The organism is Alcaligenes sp. SORT26 (genome assembly GCF_017377875.1).
GTDB lineage: Bacteria > Pseudomonadota > Gammaproteobacteria > Burkholderiales > Burkholderiaceae_B > Alcaligenes > Alcaligenes parafaecalis.
The window spans coordinates 3,086,190-3,102,684 of the sequence record NZ_CP070975.1 but is presented as its reverse complement, the minus strand read 5'-3'; the positions used below and the strand labels follow the sequence as shown (position 1 = coordinate 3,102,684).

14 protein-coding genes are annotated in these 16,495 nt (G+C 57.4%); 10 read left to right on the top strand and 4 right to left on the bottom strand.

Annotated features, from left to right (window positions below; translation table 11 throughout):
- Positions 1 to 53: 53 nt before the first annotated feature.
- Entirely contained in the window at positions 54 to 1,556 is a 1,503-nt protein-coding gene (locus JYG33_RS14160; RefSeq protein WP_207872806.1) for an AMP nucleosidase, read from the bottom strand.
- A gap of 793 nt (positions 1,557 to 2,349) precedes the next feature.
- Between JYG33_RS14160 and JYG33_RS14155 the strand changes: the two genes are divergently transcribed.
- The 5 genes from JYG33_RS14155 (at position 2,350) to modD (ending at position 8,293) form a co-directional block, all read left to right on the top strand.
- Entirely contained in the window at positions 2,350 to 4,515 is a 2,166-nt protein-coding gene (locus tag JYG33_RS14155) for a malate synthase G (RefSeq protein WP_207872805.1), read from the top strand.
- A gap of 222 nt (positions 4,516 to 4,737) precedes the next feature.
- Positions 4,738 to 5,658, top strand: coding sequence for a polysaccharide deacetylase family protein (locus JYG33_RS14150; protein ID WP_207872804.1), 921 nt, complete (start codon positions 4,738 to 4,740; stop codon positions 5,656 to 5,658).
- Between the two features lie 360 nt (positions 5,659 to 6,018).
- Complete coding sequence (gene modA, locus JYG33_RS14145) at positions 6,019 to 6,729, top strand: molybdate ABC transporter substrate-binding protein (RefSeq protein WP_207872803.1); 711 nt, start codon at positions 6,019 to 6,021, stop codon at positions 6,727 to 6,729.
- Complete coding sequence (modB, locus tag JYG33_RS14140; protein ID WP_207872802.1) at positions 6,729 to 7,394, top strand: molybdate ABC transporter permease subunit; 666 nt, start codon at positions 6,729 to 6,731, stop codon at positions 7,392 to 7,394. Before modA ends, modB begins: the two co-directional genes overlap by 1 nt.
- The gene (modD, locus tag JYG33_RS14135) at positions 7,391 to 8,293 is read left to right on the top strand and encodes a ModD protein (protein ID WP_207872801.1); all 903 of its coding nucleotides are present in this window, start codon (positions 7,391 to 7,393) and stop codon (positions 8,291 to 8,293) included. Before modB ends, modD begins: the two co-directional genes overlap by 4 nt.
- Before the next feature lie 247 nt (positions 8,294 to 8,540).
- Here the strand turns inward: modD and JYG33_RS14130 are convergent, their stop codons facing one another.
- Positions 8,541 to 9,434: a LysR family transcriptional regulator gene (locus tag JYG33_RS14130; RefSeq protein ID WP_207872800.1), complete on the bottom strand. Its 894-nt coding sequence runs from the start codon at positions 9,432 to 9,434 to the stop codon at positions 8,541 to 8,543.
- Between the two features lie 89 nt (positions 9,435 to 9,523).
- Here JYG33_RS14130 and JYG33_RS14125 point away from each other — a divergent pair, with 89 nt between their 5' ends.
- Positions 9,524 to 10,270: a sulfite exporter TauE/SafE family protein gene (locus JYG33_RS14125; protein ID WP_207872799.1), complete on the top strand. Its 747-nt coding sequence runs from the start codon at positions 9,524 to 9,526 to the stop codon at positions 10,268 to 10,270.
- Between the two features lie 244 nt (positions 10,271 to 10,514).
- The gene (locus tag JYG33_RS14120) at positions 10,515 to 11,522 is read left to right on the top strand and encodes an AraC family transcriptional regulator (protein ID WP_207872798.1); all 1,008 of its coding nucleotides are present in this window, start codon (positions 10,515 to 10,517) and stop codon (positions 11,520 to 11,522) included.
- Here the strand turns inward: JYG33_RS14120 and JYG33_RS14115 are convergent.
- Complete coding sequence (locus JYG33_RS14115) at positions 11,519 to 12,031, bottom strand: 2,4'-dihydroxyacetophenone dioxygenase family protein (protein WP_026483888.1); 513 nt, start codon at positions 12,029 to 12,031, stop codon at positions 11,519 to 11,521. The genes JYG33_RS14120 and JYG33_RS14115 overlap by 4 nt on opposite strands.
- 421 nt (positions 12,032 to 12,452) lie before the next feature.
- Here JYG33_RS14115 and msuE point away from each other — a divergent pair, with 421 nt between their 5' ends.
- Genes msuE through JYG33_RS14100 form a run of 3 tightly spaced genes read left to right on the top strand, consistent with a single transcriptional unit; the run spans position 12,453 to position 15,051 of the window.
- Positions 12,453 to 13,040: an FMN reductase gene (gene msuE, locus JYG33_RS14110; RefSeq protein WP_207872797.1), complete on the top strand. Its 588-nt coding sequence runs from the start codon at positions 12,453 to 12,455 to the stop codon at positions 13,038 to 13,040.
- Positions 13,037 to 14,197 (top strand): FMNH2-dependent alkanesulfonate monooxygenase, encoded by a 1,161-nt coding sequence (ssuD, locus tag JYG33_RS14105; protein ID WP_207872796.1) that lies wholly within the window; start codon positions 13,037 to 13,039, stop codon positions 14,195 to 14,197. Before msuE ends, ssuD begins: the two co-directional genes overlap by 4 nt.
- Complete coding sequence (locus tag JYG33_RS14100) at positions 14,194 to 15,051, top strand: amidohydrolase family protein (RefSeq protein ID WP_207872795.1); 858 nt, start codon at positions 14,194 to 14,196, stop codon at positions 15,049 to 15,051. The genes ssuD and JYG33_RS14100 overlap by 4 nt, the downstream gene beginning before the upstream one ends.
- 141 nt (positions 15,052 to 15,192) lie before the next feature.
- Here JYG33_RS14100 and JYG33_RS14095 read toward each other — a convergent pair whose 3' ends face one another.
- Positions 15,193 to 16,491 (bottom strand): acyl-CoA dehydrogenase family protein, encoded by a 1,299-nt coding sequence (locus tag JYG33_RS14095; protein WP_207872794.1) that lies wholly within the window; start codon positions 16,489 to 16,491, stop codon positions 15,193 to 15,195.
- Positions 16,492 to 16,495: the final 4 nt, after the last annotated feature.

The window sequence follows — 16,495 nt, the reverse complement described above, 5'->3', positions numbered from 1 at the left end:
TACGAGCCAACAACTCACCCAGGCGCGTAGGCACTAACAACGACTGCAATATCTTATTGAAACGCCGTTTCCAGAAAGCTGCGCAACTTGCGTGAATGCAGCCGTTCCTTAGGCATCTCTCGCAGCAACTCCAGCGCCCGGATGCCAATGTGCAGATGCTGGCCTACCTGACGCGCATAGAACTCGCTGGCCATGCCTGGCAGTTTCAGCTCGCCATGCAAGGGCTTGTCCGACACGCACAGCAAGGTGCCATACGGCACTCGGAAACGGAAGCCATTGGCTGCAATCGTGGCAGACTCCATATCCAGCGCAATCGCCCGCGACTGCGACAAGCGTCGTACCGGCTCGTGATGGTCACGCAGTTCCCAGTTACGGTTATCAATGGAGGCCACCGTACCCGTACGCATGATGCGTTTCAGCTCCCAACCCGACAAGCCAGCCACCTCGGCCACAGCCTGCTCCAGAGCCACCTGGATTTCAGCCAGAGGAGGAATAGGCACCCAGGTAGGCAAATCCTCATCCAGCACGTGATCCTGACGCACATAGCCATGTGCCAGCACGTAATCACCCAAACGCTGGGTCGTACGCAAACCAGCGCAGTGGCCCAGCATCAGCCAGGCAGCAGGGCGCAAGACGGCGACGTGATCGGTAATGGTTTTGGCGTTGGATGGCCCAACACCGATATTGATCAGCGTGATGCCGGAATGATCCGCACGGCGCAGGTGATAAGAGGGCATTTGCGGTGCACGGGCCAGGGGCGAGCCTGTTGTTGAAGCATTCGCACCGGCTGGAGTGATGATATTGCCCGGCTCCACCAAGTCGATATAGCCCTGATCGTCCGCCTGCAGCACTTCACGCGCCCACTGGCAGAACTCGTCCACATAGAACTGGTAATTGGTGAACAGCACAAAGTTCTGGAAATACTCAGGCCGCGTAGCGCTGTAGTGCTGCAAGCGATGCAAAGAGTAGTCGATACGCGGTGCCGTGAACGGTGCCAACGGCAGGGGCTCGTTATGCACACGCTCCCAGGTTCCGTTGACGATGGCATCGTCCATATACGCCAGATCAGGCACATCGAAGTGATCGCGCAGGGTATCGCCGGGCGATTCGGGCACGGTTGTCACCGTGGACTGCACGCCATTGTTCAGCGCGAAGTGCAGCGGGATAGGTACGGAAGACTCACCCACTTCTACCTGCACACCGTGATTGCGCAACAGCAGTTCCAACTGCTCCAGCAAGTAGTCGTGATACAGGCCGGGAGCGGTGACGGTGGTCATATACACACCCGGCTCCACCACGTGCCCATAAGACAGACGGCTATCCACTTCCTGATACGTATCGACTCGCAAGCGCACGGCCGGGTAGCAGGCTCGGAAGCGCTGCCCGCGAGGAAAACCGGTTTCCAGACACTGGGCAAAGGAGTCGCGCAAAAACGCAGTGTTGCGATCGTAGATATGACGCAACTGCTCCAAGGCCTGGCCTGCGTCCAGATAGCCATTGAATGGGATTAACTCAGGCGTGGACGTGATACGGGAAAAACCGCTGGGATCAGACATAACAAGTATTCCAAGGGGAAACAAAGACAAGCAGATCTGCCAGCATCATAAGCTGTTTATTGTTCTGGCTCCTACACAGCTCTATGACAAATCCATCAATAAGGTCGTGACTGGTTTTTGACTGAACCACAAGCCCCACTGTCCACACAATGGACACGACTATCTGTCGTTTTGAGACTGAATTTACTCACCAGCACCATTTGAATCAGCGGCTTTACCCCGGTTTTGGGCAAATTCCACTTTTGGGCCAGGCCCTCGTCCACGTCCTTTCCCAAGCTGCTGTTCCGCAGCCCTGTTTTTATGCTAATGGCGCTATGCAAGCGGCTTGGCGAGCCTGTTCGATATTTCACCAGATGCCTGATGTGGCAGCTTATGATGGCAATCGGAAGCCCGGCACGTCTTCTACCTCATATATAAGACTTGCCCAAAACCAGTAAATACATTAAGTATGTAGTCTTAATACTTTTTGTATTAAATCCAGCTTGCGTCAGTCCTTCATAATTTAAGTTATCCAACCTGGCAGTGTGCTCGGCATGCGTGTGAGACATAGCTCGTCATCGCGCAAATTAGCTTGTATTTAGGCTAATTTACAATGGGTTAGCGTATTTTAGTGATTTTCGCTTCAAGCAATCTGCTCGCCCTCTGATGTCATTTGTGTCCTGGCGCCGCGTGGGCCTTTATGCTCGCGATTCAGCAAGTTCTGAATGTGCTCTTGACCAGGTTATTGCAGCCAACAAGGCCGTTTTGGCCTGCCGCTGTACCGAATCACTTTTAACTATCAGCAAGGGTACACATGACCACTCGAATCTCCTGCCAGCGATTGCAAGTCGCCGAGGTGCTTCATCAGTTCATCGAACAAGAAGCCCTGCCCGGCACAGGTATCTCCTCCGAAGCCTTCTGGGCTGGTTTCGATAAGCTGGTCCATGACCTGGCACCTAAAAACCGCGCCTTGCTGGCCGAACGTGACCGCCTGCAAGTGGAACTGGACAAATGGCACGGTGCCAACCCAGGCCCCATCAGCGATATGGCCGCCTACAAGAGCTTTCTGGGCTCCATCGGCTATCTGAAAGAGGCTCCTGCCTCCGTTAAGGTCAACACCGCTAACGTCGATACCGAAATCACCGAACAAGGTGGCCCTCAGCTCGTTGTGCCCATCATGAATGCACGTTACGCGCTGAACGCCGTAAACGCACGCTGGGGCAGCCTGTACGACGCCCTGTACGGCACCAATGCCATTCCTGACACCGACGGTGCCCAACGTGGCGGTGGCTACAACGCCGTGCGCGGTGCCAAGGTTATCGCCTTTGGCCGTCAGTTCCTGAACGACACCATTCCTCTGGCTCAAGGCAGCCACGACCAGGCTACCTCCTACACCATCGCTGACGGCGCTGTGCGCGTCACCCTGGAGAACGGCGGCACCACCGGCCTGAAAGACCCATCGACCCTGCTGGGTTACCGTGGTCAGCCTGACGCACCAGAAGCCATCGTCTTCCTGCACAACGGCCTGCACTTTGAACTGCAGATCGACCCCAACAGCCCCATCGGCAAGACCGACCCGGCTGGCGTGAAAGACATCGCCCTGGAATCGGCCCTGACCACCATCATGGACTGCGAAGACTCCGTGGCTGCCGTGGACGCCGACGACAAGGTCCTGGCCTACCGCAACTGGCTGGGTCTGGTTACAGGTTCGCTGACCGAAGAAATCAAGAAAGACGGCAAGGTGTTTACCCGCCGTCTGGCTGATGATCGCCAATACACCGACCTGAAAGGCGCGACCCAGACTCTGGCTGGCCGCTCCCTGATGTTCGTGCGTAACGTCGGCCACCTGATGAGCAACCCCGCCATTGTTGACGGCGAAGGTCGCGAAATCCCTGAAGGCATCCTGGACGCCGTGATCACCACCCTGATTGGCATGCGCGATCTGGAACTGAAGAAAAACTCGCGCAGCGGCTCGCTGTACATCGTCAAACCCAAAATGCACGGCCCTGACGAAGTGGCCTTTGCCAGCGAAATTTTTGACCGTGTGGAAGGCCTGCTGGGTCTGGCTCCCAACACCGTCAAGCTGGGCATCATGGACGAAGAGCGCCGCACCAGCGTGAACCTGAAGGCAGCCATTGCCCAGGCCACCGAGCGCGTTGTGTTCATCAACACGGGCTTCCTGGACCGTACTGGCGACGAAATCCACACTTGCATGCAAGCTGGCGCCGTAGTGCGCAAGGCCGACATGAAACAAGCTGACTGGCAGCCTGCCTACGAGCGCAACAACGTCCAGATCGGCCTGCAATGCGGCCTGCGCGGTCGTGCCCAGATTGGTAAAGGCATGTGGGCCATGCCTGACCTGATGGCTGAAATGCTGGAGCAAAAGATTGGTCACGTGAAGGCCGGTGGCAACACCGCCTGGGTGCCATCGCCTACCGCTGCTACGCTGCACGCCTTGCACTACCACCAAGTCAATGTGGTCGAAGTCCAGAAAGGTCTGGAAGGCGACACCAACGACTACCTGGACAGCATCCTGACTATTCCTGTGGCGACCGACACAAGCTGGTCCGCCAAGGAAATCCAGGAAGAACTGGACAACAACGCTCAGGGCATCCTGGGTTACGTGGTTCGCTGGATTGATCAGGGCGTGGGTTGCTCCAAAGTGCCTGACATCCATGACGTGGGCCTGATGGAAGACCGCGCTACTCTGCGTATCTCCAGCCAGCACATCGCCAACTGGCTGCTGCACGGCATCGTCACCCACGCACAAGTGGTTGAAACGCTGCAACGCATGGCGGCGGTGGTGGACCAGCAAAACGCGGGCGACCCAGCCTACCAGAACATGGCCGGCAACTTTGAAGGCTCCTTTGCTTTCCGCGCCGCTCAGGATCTGGTTCTGAAGGGTCTGGAACAGCCTAACGGCTACACCGAGCCTTTGCTGCACCAATGGCGTCTGGCATTCAAAGCCGCTCAAGCCTAAAGCACACGATGTCGCCCGGAGCCTGACTCCGGGTGGCGGGTGCCCCCAAAAATCCCCATCTTGCTGGTTCAGGATGGGGATTTTTTTCGTCTTCTGATTCGCCCCTTGCGATAACTACTAACTTGCACCGCCGCTTGCCGCCCTGCATGCTGACAAGGCTTGGGCAAGCTTGCCTGTTTCTGTCACTGTTTTTGTCACTCTTTTTGCACCCTCCGTTTCCGCATGGCTTTCCGTTTTTCTCCCCTTCATGTCCTGGCTACGGCTGCTCTGGCTCTCTGCGCGACGTGGGCCTCCGCTCAAACCCTGGCCCTCAGTTTTGATGACGGCTTCAACCCCAACACGCAGCCACAAGCCAATCAATGGAATGAGCAAATATTGACCAGCCTGCGGGATCACAAGATCAAGGCAACTCTGTTCCCCTCGCTAGCCCGCATGGGCGGGGAAGAGGGACTGGGGCTGGTCCAAGCCTGGTCAAGGGAGGGGCATAAGGTCGGCAACCATACCGCCAGCCATAAAAGCTTGGCCGACCCGGCGCTCAGCCTGGAGGACTTCATTGCAGACGTGCAAGTTGCTGATGCCGCGTTCAAAAGTCTGCCCACCTTCACCCCCATGCTGCGCTTTCCTTATTTGAAGGAAGGAGACACCATCACCAAGCGCGACGGCTTCCGTCAATGGATGGCGGAGCATGATTACAAGAGTGCGCCCGTATCCATTGATGCCAGCGACTGGTACTACAGCCGAGTCTTTGCGGATCATGTGCAAGCGGGCAACAGTGCCAAAGCAGAACGCGTGAAGGAGCAGTACATCCTTCACCTGCTGGATCGTGCCAGCTACTACGATCAACTTGCGCAAGAGGTTCTGGGACGCAGCCCGGCTCATGTGATCCTCTTGCATACCAACCAGATCAATGCGGCTGCATTGCCGGATGTGATCGCGGCATTCACCGCCAAGGGTTGGACCATCACATCAACAGAGACGGCGTTTCAGGACCCCTTGTATGCACAAACCCCCGATACGCTGCCTGCCGGGGAAAGCATCATCTGGGCTTTGGCCAAGGCCAAAAACGTGCCGAACCTGCGCTATCCCGCCGAAGACTCCGTTTATGAAGAGCCTTTATTGAAAGAGGCGGGATTATTGCCGTGAGCTCTGGTGGGCTACGAACTATGAACTGTGGCTGCGGCCGTGGCTGTGGGCTGTGGCTGTGGGCTGTGAGCCGTGAGCCGTGAGCCGTGAGCCGTGAGCCGTGAGCCGTGAGCCGTGAGCCGTGAGCCAGACCATGAAAACATCATGTTCACACGGCGACAATGCCTCCTTTTCATGCCCTCCACCACATCTGCTTGATCGCGGCTTGCCGTCCTCTCCACACATCTCAACCCTGCGGTCGAACCACAGCACCTGCAACCACTTTCAAACCCACGACCTAAAAGCACTCTGGTAGTCCCTGTCTGCCCCTTCTCGTTATAAACTCGAACTCATAACGAATTTAGACCGACAGGAAACCCCATGAAATCTTTGCTGTTTTCCGCCGCTTGCCTGCTGGCGATCACCACCACGGCCCACGCTTCCGATCTGCTGATTGCCACTGGTGCAGGCTATCGCAAGCCCGTCACGGAATTGATGGAAGCCTTCAATAAAGAAACCGGCCTGACGGTGGAAAGCAGCTTTGGCAATATGCAGCAGGTCCGCGCCCAGAGCGAACAAAATCCGGAGATTGCCGCCATCATCGGCGACCGCTTTTTTCTGGAGCCCATGGGCATTGCCCAGCAGTTCGTGAACATCAGTCAGGGTGCTCTGATGCTGGCCGTGCCCAAGGGCAAGACCATTGATTCCATCCAGGATTTGCAGCAGCCCAGCTACGCCCGCATTGCCATTGGCGATGCCAAGAAAACGGTTTACGGCCGTGCCGCCACCACCTGCATGGAACGTGAAAAAATCCAGGCCGATGGTCGCACCATTGAAGTCGCCATGCTGCCGCAAGTATCGACTTACTTGCTGAACGGCGAAGTGGATGCCGGTTTCATCAACCGCAGCGAAGCGCTGGCCCACAAGGACAAGCTGGGCACCATCCTGCCCATGCCAGCTCAATGTCACGACCCGATTGATCTGAGTCTGGCCGTACTCAAGGACCGCCCTGAAAGCCCTGCCTTGCACTCCTGGACCCAGTTCCTGGGCTCGGACAAGGCCAAGTCCATTCTTGAGCGCCACGGTCTGTGATGTCTGCCTGGATGAGCTGCTCCAGCAGCTCGCTGGGCCTGAGTGTATATGTGCTGGCCGCCACCCTGGTGGCCCAATTGGTTCTGGGGGTAGCACTGGCCTGGGTACTGGCCAGAAAACGCTTCCCAGGCCACGGATTACTCGATTCGCTGGTGAGTCTACCGCTGGTTTTTCCACCGATTGTCATCGGTTATTTGCTGCTGCTTGCCTTGGGCAGACAGGGCTGGCTGGCCAGTGCCACCGGCTGGTCGCCCAATATTGTTTTTCAGCCCGCGGCCTTGTTGATTGCCGCATTTATCGCCGGGCTGCCTTTGATGGTCAAACCCGTGCAAAACAGCATGAACAGCCTGTCGCCACGGCTACGTGAAGCAGCGGCCACGCTGGGCCACGGCACCTGGTCCTATTTCCTCCGGGTGGAGCTGCCCTTGCTGCGGCCCGCCTTGGCCACAGGCCTGATTCTGTCGGGCGGCAGGGCGCTAGGCGAAGTCGGAATCTCGCTGATGTTGGGTGGCAATATCGCGGGCCGTACCGAAACCCTGTCTTTATCTATCTACAACGCCGTCCTGGATGGCGACACAGACTGTGCCAATGCGCTGTCCTGGTTACTGGGACTGACGGCATTAGCCTGCTTTTGGGCGCTGCGGCGCTACGGGAATCAAAAATGACGGTTTTTTTTGAACAAAGCCAAATCGACCAATGGATTGGCGAAGATGCGTCCTACCTGGATCTGACGAGCCACATGCTGGGCCTGCACAACCAGAACACCACACTGCGTTACGTCGTGCGTGACCATATCCGTGTGGCAGGCACTGAAGAAGTGGCCGAGATTGTGCGCTCCTGCGGCGGCCAGACCCAGCACTACACCCCCAGCGGCGTGGCGGCCATGCCCGGCCAGACCATCCTGCTGGCGCAAGGCCCCGCCAAAGCCTTGCTGCGCGCCTGGAAGGTCGGCCAGAACCTGCTGGAGTTTGCCTGCGGTATCGCCACCCTGACGCATCAAGTCGTGCAAGCTGTGCAAACGGTGAATGCCTCGGTGGCCGTGCTGACCACCCGCAAACATGCGCCTGGTGTGCGCAAACTGGCCTTGAAGGCCACGCTATCGGGCGGTGCCATGCCGCATCGCCTGGGCCTGGGTGAAACCATCTTGATCTTCCCGCAGCACCGCGCACTGATGGGTGGCTGGGAAGAGGTAGGCCGTGCGATTGCCCGCCACAAATACGCTTTGTGCGAAAAGAAAATCGTGATTGAAGCGGCGGATCTGGACGAAGCCTATAGCGCAGCACAGGCTGGCGCAGACGTGGTGCAGTTCGACAAAGTACCGCCTGAGACCCTGGCGCAAATCGTACCTGCGCTGCGCAAGGCGCATCCTAACGTCACCATTCTGGCAGCAGGCGGGATTCATGCAGGCAATGCAGCCGCCTATGCCGCAACGGGTGTGAATGCCTTGGTAACCAGCAGCCTGCACTACGCAAAACCGGCTGATATTGGAGTGAAGGTAAGCCTGACGGAGCCAGCGGAATCGCAGGAGCCGCTTGTAGCTCACAAGCTGGAGGGGCTGGAGTAACTACACCAACAGCCCACTCTTTGTCAGCCTTGTCCTCTCGGGCGCTTGGCGAAAGCCAGAAAGATAAGCTCCAGCATTAGAGCAAGTAATCAAACAACAGAATTACAAAGCACCAGCGACAAAATAAACGGGCCGCTGAATCCGACAGAAAATTCGGAAACCAGCACGAGGTCTACGCCTAACACCTGCCCACTGGCTGCTTGGAAAGCAAGCAGCCAGTGAATAAGCTCCCGCAAAAAGCTTGGACTCAGCAGACCTTCGTCGACCCCAAATGCTGCAACAAGCGCTGCATGGGTTTGGATAGGGCGTCCCAGTCCTGATAACACAGGCACAAGGAGCGCTTGGCCCAGGTGTCACTCAAAGGCCGCGCTACAAAGCCATGACGGCGCTTGTAGCGGCTGGCTACGCCTTGCGGCACAATCCCCAGGCCTACACCGTGGGCCACCATCTGGCACAGCCCCTCGAAGGTTTTCATGCGGATGCGCTGCGCCAAAGCATGGCCCGCAGCGCGAGCATGTTCGTCGATATGGTCTTGCAAGGCATTGCCGGGCATCAGGCCCACGAATGGCTCATGCAGAACATCCTGCAAACTCAATTTGCTGTGTGTCGCCAAGGGATGAGCCGCAGCCATAATCAGCACCAGATGATCCTTGGCGACTGGCTCCAGCACCAGTCCCGGTGCCTGCACCGCATCCGACACCACACCGGCCTCGGCCAAGCCCGCAGCAACCGTACGCGCAATATCAGCGCTGGTGCGCTCTTTCAGTTCGATATGCAGATTGGGCCGTTGCGCCAACCAGGGTGCCAGACGGGACGGCAGAAATTCGGTTAAGGCCGCCGTGTTCGCATACAGGTGCAAGGTCCCCCGCGCCCCGACCGCAAAATCCTGCAATTCACCTTTCAGCAGATCATGCTGACGCAGCATCAGACGGGCATGATGGGCCAGAGCCTCACCCGCCTCCGTGGTCACTACTCCACGCGGCAGACGCTCCAGCAGGGCAACGCCCGCATCGTCCTCAATACGACGCAAACGCTCGCTGGCCGAGGCCAAAGCCAGATTCGCGCGTGCCGCCCCCTGTGTGATGCTGCCTGCATCCACAATGCTCAAGAACAAGTGAAGATCTGCCAGACCCAGTCGCATGTCCACTCCTGATAACCCTTCGGATAAACCGAAGGATACCGCCTTAAATCCACATTGTGTGCCCCTGCCTGCCACGCTTCAATACAGGCATGCACGAATCTCTCTCTTTCCTTCTTCTGATTGGCGTCACTTTCCTGGTTGCGGGCATGGTCAAAGGCATTACCGGCATGGGCCTGCCTACGGTCGCCATGAGCTTGCTGGGCCTGGTGATGTCACCCGCGTCGGCCGCCGCCTTGCTGGTGCTGCCGTCTTTCATCACCAATGTCTGGCAATGCTTTGCCGGGCCGTCCATGCTGGCTTTGATGCGCAGGCTCTGGTTCATGATGCTGACCATTGTGCTGGGCACACTCTGGGGCGCATCGCTGCTGGCCAGTACCTCGCCACAACTATCGGGCATGGCCTTGGGCATCGCACTGCTGGTTTACGCAGGCTATGCGCTTATCGCCCCCGCCCTGACGGTGTCGCCCCGTTTCGAGCCCTGGCTTTCGCCTTTGATTGGTCTGGTGACCGGTATCGTCACCGGCATTACCGGCGTCTTTGTGATGCCCGCCGTACCGTATCTGCAAGCTCTGAATCTGGACAAGGACGAGCTGGTGCAAGCCCTGGGGCTGTCCTTCACCATCTCTACCATCGCGCTGGCGGGTGGCCTGTTCATGCACGATGTGTTCAAGCTCAGTCAGCTAGGCATGTCGACCTTGGTGATTATTCCTTCTTTGCTAGGTATGTGGCTGGGACAAAAGATCCGCGTACGCATCAGCCCGCGTCGCTTCAAGCAATGCTTGCTGCTGTTTCTGGCTGTGCTGGGTTTGCAACTGATTATCCGTCCCTTTATCTAAGATCAGCTCAAGGCATTAAGGCCCGGCCACCCACTTCTTTACACCTAAACCACACTCTCTGAAATCAGCCAATTTCTTTTAAACTTAAATAAAAAACAAAACCATCCATCCACATGTAAATAAAGGATATTTCCAAAACCACCAAGCCCCGATCAGGGATAGCCCCCATGCACGCCAAGCCGCGCAACTTCTACACTAGGCATTGGTCACGCGCATCCTTATGCTCTGGAACAAGGGGTTCCCAATGTCGGCAGAAAATGGCTTGGATCTGTCGGTGTTGTACCGTCATCCAATCTTTCATTCGCACAGCGCCGAGCTGTCTCATCAGCCATTAAATCGGGCTATTTCCCGGCATGCCCTGCATTGGGGTCGAGGGCGCATCAACACCAGCCTTTACCGCCGCGATATTGACCAGATCAGCCTGATGCGGCTGGGCTACGGTGCCGAAGTGGAAATCCAGGCCGATGCCTTCGGCGACTTCTGTCTGGTGCAAATGCCCCTGCAAGGCACGGCTGAATTCATCAGCGATGGTCATCACAAATTAACGGCCTATCCGGGCGATATTGCGGTGGTGTCCCCCCGCCATCATGTGCGCACCTTGTGGCAAGCTGGTTGCGAACAACTAATCGTCAAAATCCCCTACAGCCTGTTTGATGGCGTGGGCCATCAGACGCTGGCGCAAGAGGGTATGACGCGGGGCTGTGTCTACAAGCTGGACCCCTGTATGGGCCCGCAATGGGCAAATCTCATCCAGCACCTGCTTTTACTCCCCACGCAAAACAGTGATCGTCTTGCGAGCTGGACACAGCATATTGAAAGTAGTTTGGCTTTGTTCTTGCTCTGTCATCCGGCCGATGCGCAAGCCGCGCAGGCTTTAATGGATGAATCCATGGGAGCCGCAGCCCGGGCAGGGCAAATGCGACTGCTGCAGGCCAAAAACTATGTGCTGGCGCATTTGCACAGCAACATCTCACTGGATGATCTGGCTCAGGCAGCGGGTGTGAGCCCCCGCTTCCTGCATCTGCTGTGCCGTCGTCACCATCAGCAATCCCCCATGAGCTGGGTACGCAATCTGCGTTTGGACGCCGCGCATCAAGTACTGCAAAACCGACCCCGCCCCAACGTCACCGAGGTGGCACTGGCGCATGGCTTTGGGCATCTGGGGCGGTTTTCTGCCTACTATCAGCAACGCTTCAAGGAGCTGCCCCATCAAACGGGGCAGACACGGCACACAAGCCTCAAACAGTCTTAGATGAACATGGACTGGTTGATGGGCAGATTGTGCTTCTTACAGTAGCTGGTGTAGTGGTCGATCATCCAGAACACGTCGATAATTTCCAGAATATTGTCGTTCTCGTCCAGGAACTCGATAGGCGTGCCCAGGTGGAACAGGGTTTCCATGCCTTCGTCCGACACCAGAGTGTGAGTGCGGCCGGGGCTTTCGTGGATGTAATGGCCAGCACGAGCCACCCAATCGTATTCCTCGTAACGCAGGCTGCCGGACAGGATGTAGCCGGTCACCACAGCGCGGTGACGGTGGCGACCCAAAGAACCGCCCTTGTCGGCACGCATGATGTGCACCGAGGTGTTGTTGCGAATATCAAAGCTCAGGTGACGCAGCCAGATATTGGGGCCGAAGGGAATCCAGGGGGAGGTTTCTTCAGACGTATCGAAGTGGCCTTCAACCAGGGCGTATTCGTCGCGGACCTTGTCGATGCGCTTTTCGATCTCGATGTAGGGTGGGGTGCTGTTTTGAGTCATGACTTGTCTCTCTCATAGAAATAAAACCGCTGTGCTTGCGACACAGTCGGATGCCAATCCCCCGGATTGGCTTGTTTTCATTCTATGAAGCCGTTTGGCGCCAAACTATCCAGCTCTGGCACAACAGCAGCACGGATTATCCAGTTTTGGCACTCCGTGTCTGATCGCTCTCGTTCTACCCCCGAAAAACGAGCACTTTCCTCCGCCCAAGCACTTTATTTGGCAGCTCATTTTTTCACATTCAACAATACTGATTTTCATAAGCAAATCAAAAGAGTAAGGACGTAAATCACCCATAAACACATGAGTGATTTGTCTTTCGTGGCAGCCGCGATCAGGCATGTAATACAAGACATTGACTCGCACGGGTGCCCCCGTTTTCCGGCGGCGCCTCGCCCTGATTTCACTGCAAGGAATTGCCATGAGCCGCCCCCTGAAAACCGTGATTGTGAATGGGAGTTTGCACCGCCCGTCCCGCACTCAAGTGCTGCTGGATGCACTGCGTGACACGCTGAACGACCAACTGGCACTGGACGTGCAAAACATCGAACTGGTCAGCCTGCTGCCCGAACTGGGCGCGGCCCTGTCCACCGATGCCTTGCCCGCCCATGCGCATCAGGCCATCAAGGCCATTGAGCAGGCCGACTTTCTGATTGTGGGCTCACCCATCTTTCGCGCAGGCATTCCGGGCCTGCTCAAGCACCTGTTCGATCTGGTCGACATGAATGCCCTGAACGGCACGCCCGTGCTGCTGGCCGCCACAGGTGGCAGCCAACGCCATGCCTTGGTCATCGAACATCAGCTACGTCCCCTGTTCAGCTTCTTTCAGGCACTGACCTTGCCCATTGGCGTCTATGCCACGCCCGAAGACATTCAGGACGGCGAAGTCACTAGCGCAGCCTTGCAGCAGCACATACAACGCACGGTTGATCTGGCTGTGCCCGTGCTGCAAGGCATTCAAGCGCGCTTGCCTGTGAAAAACACCATTCTAGAGGCGCAGGCAGCATGAGCCAGATCACCTCCACCACACCCGATATTTTCTGGTTTCTGCCCACTTCGGGCGACACCCGTTATCTGGGCAAATCCGACTTTGGCCGGGCACCCACTACCGAGTACCTGCGCAGCATTGCCGTCACCAGTGAAAACCTGGGTTATGACGGTCTGTTGATTCCTACCGGCGCCTCCTGCCTGGACCCTTGGGTGGTCGCAGCCAGCCTGGTGCCTGTCACCCAACGCATCAAATTGCTGGTGGCGCTGCGCACGTCTTTGGGCGCACCGGTCTCCAGCGCACGTCAGGCCGCATCGCTGGATCAGGCTTTGCATGGCCGCTTGCTGCTGAATGTAGTGCCGGGCGGCGATGCTACCGAGCTAGCCGCTGAAGGCGTATTTCTGGACCACGATTCCCGCTACGAATATGCCAATGAATATCTGACGATTTGGCGCCAATTGCTCTCTGGCGAAACCGTGAATTTCCAGGGCAAGCACTTCAAGGTCGAGAATGGCCGCAACATCTTCCCTCCCGTGCAAAAGCCCTATCCCCCACTGTATTTCGGCGGTTCCTCGGACGCCGCCCACGAGCTGGCTGCGGAGCATGTGGACGCCTATCTGACTTGGGGTGAACCGCCTGCTGCCGTGGGCAAGAAATTTGAGGATATCCGTCGCCGTGCTGCCGCGCGGGGCCGAACATTGAAACTAGGCGTGCGTCTGCATGTCATCGTGCGGGAAACCAATGAAGAAGCCTGGGCCGAGGCTAACCGTCTGATCAGCAAATTGACGGACGAGGATATTGCCAAGGCACAGGCCAATTACGCCACGATGGATTCGGTGGGCCAGAAACGCATGGCTGCCCTGCACGGTGGCCGCCGCGATCAACTGGAGGTGTCGCCCAACTTGTGGGCAGGCGTAGGCTTGGTACGGGGTGGGGCAGGCACCGCCTTGGTGGGCGATGCCAAGACCGTGGCCCAGCGCTTGCAGGAATACATAGACCTGGGGGCCGACTCTTTTGTGCTCTCGGGCTATCCGCATCTGGAAGAATCCATACGCTTTGCCGAGCTGGTCTTCCCGCTGCTGGGCAAACGCGCCGTCACCGTCAGTGATCGCGCCCAGACCGGCGGTGCCTTTGACGCACGCGGTGTACAAAACCAGCAACTTTCTTCTGCATCATGAGCCAAAAAATAATCGACCTGCGCTGCCGACCGGCCTTTCTGCACAAATTCTTCGGAGCCGAACCCGGTACGCCAGAACATGCCACTGCACGTTGGCTGAACCGCCGCGTAGGCACTCGTGGCAGCGATACCCACTTTGAAAAGTCGCTTAGTCAGGAAGGGTTTCTGGAAGAAGTGCGTCAGGCCGGGCTGAGCAAAGCCGTGGTCGTAGGCCGCCATACACCATCGCAACACTTGCCCAACGACACCATTCATCAGATCGTGCATGGGCATGATGAGCTGCTGGGAGTTGCCGGTATAGACCCGGCTCTGCAAGGCGAGCAGCAAGCCTTGGCCGAGGCTGAGCGCGCCATCAAGGAACTGGGCTTGTCCGGCATTGATATCGAGCCGGGTTTTGGAGTTCCAGCCCGTCACCCGGATGACCCGATTTACTGGCCTGTTTACGAGCTGGCCCGCCATTTGAAAGTACCCGTCTTTTTGATGAGTGGCCCCACTACGCCGGACCCACGCTACAACGACCCGGCAGCGCTGGCGAAAGTGGCCAAAGCCTTCCCGGATCTGCCTCTGGTGGTCTACCACGGCTACTGGCCCAATGTGCAGCAGGCCATAGGCCTGGCCTTTCTGCACGAGAACGTGCATCTGGTGCCGGATATGTATATCTTTCAGACTGGAAGTGAAGGGTATGTACACGCAGCCAACAGCTTTTTATCTGAACAGTTGCTGTTCGGTTCGTCTTATACCTTCCGTCCGATTCGCCAGAGTATTGAGGACTTTCAACAGCTAGGTTTCAAGGACGCCATTTTGGACAAGCTGTTCTATGGCAATGCGGCCAGACTGTTTCAGTTGCCACAGTAAGCAGCCTGGAAAACCTACTTCGGCAGCGGCCAAGATCAGCGCTGCAAATCAAAGCAGCACACGAAGCTACGAGACTCAAAACATAAAGGGCGCGAATGAATCACGCCCTTTATGTTGTTGCAGCTATATGGCCGCCTCAAGCTAGCTCTCTTTCGTCCCCACATGCCAGTAATACACAGGCTCAGCTTCGTTCAGCAAAATGTCTCCCACCGAACGGGCTTTGTAGATCACCGGATTATGCGAAGCCAGAGCCCGCGCATTGCGCCAATGTCTATCCAGGCGACGGGACTCTTCCAAAGCCGTGGAGCCACCCACATCGAACAAACGCGTGGCGGCCCTCAAGACCGGCTCGACTACAGCCACTTGTGCCTGCGCGGTACGCAGTTCCAGAGCATCCAGGGCCTTGCGCGAAACCTCCACCCCCGCCTGCCGCTGATCCGCAATCTCTTGCAAATGCACCGCTACATCACGCACCGCTAACTGAGCGATATAGGCCGTGCTGGCCAGCTCGCCCACGATATGCTGCACCAGCGGGTCATCCTTGGGCAATGCGGCACTGCCGTGGCTGAACACCCGTTTGCGCGCCTGTACATAGCTCACCGCATCACCTTGCAAGGCACGGGCGATGCCTGCCAGAGTCGCCAAATGAATCAACTGAAAATACGCAACCAAAGGCGTAGGTTCCTGGCGTGGAAAACGAATGATGGCGTTCTCGGGTACAAGGACGTCAGTCAGCACCGTGGTGCCCGATCCGGTCAAGCGTTGACCAAAGCCATGCCAATCATCCAGACGTTCGACTCCGTCCTGATCGGTTGGCACTACGGCATGAACAGTCTCATCCTCTTGCCCGGGCACCGTGCTGCGGGCCACCACCGTGACCCAATCCGCGTACAAGGTGCCGGTGCTGTAGAACTTGCGGCCATTCAAGCGCCATTGCCCAGGCTGCTCGGCATCGGGTGTCAGCGTGGTTTGCAACTGCCCAACCGCGCCCAGGCCGGTCTCGGTCGTGGCATTGCCAAAAATCGCCCCTTGGCCCGCCAGCGGTAACCATTGGGCTTGCGTCGCTTCATCGCGATCAATCAAGAGCCTGTCAATAAAACCAAAGTGTGGCCGCAAAATTTGCGCGACGTTGGAGTCTGCTGCGGCCAGGTCCTGGAACAGTTCAAAAAACACCGGAATGGATACGCCACTGCCACCCCATTGAGGCGGCACTCGCAGCGCCGTAAAGCCACTGTCTTTCAGCCACAGAATGGGTGCATAAGCCAAGGTGCGTGTGTGTTCACGTTCGGCAGCCGTGTCGGCAATACGATGAAAGAGGGCGCTGAAACGCCTGCGCAGCGCACTCAGATCGGAAACTCGGGCAGGCGCTGCATTCGCGTTCCTGGCCAAGGCCGGTGCTGATGCAAGCTCTGGGGCAAAAACGGCAGTGTCATTAGTCATGGGG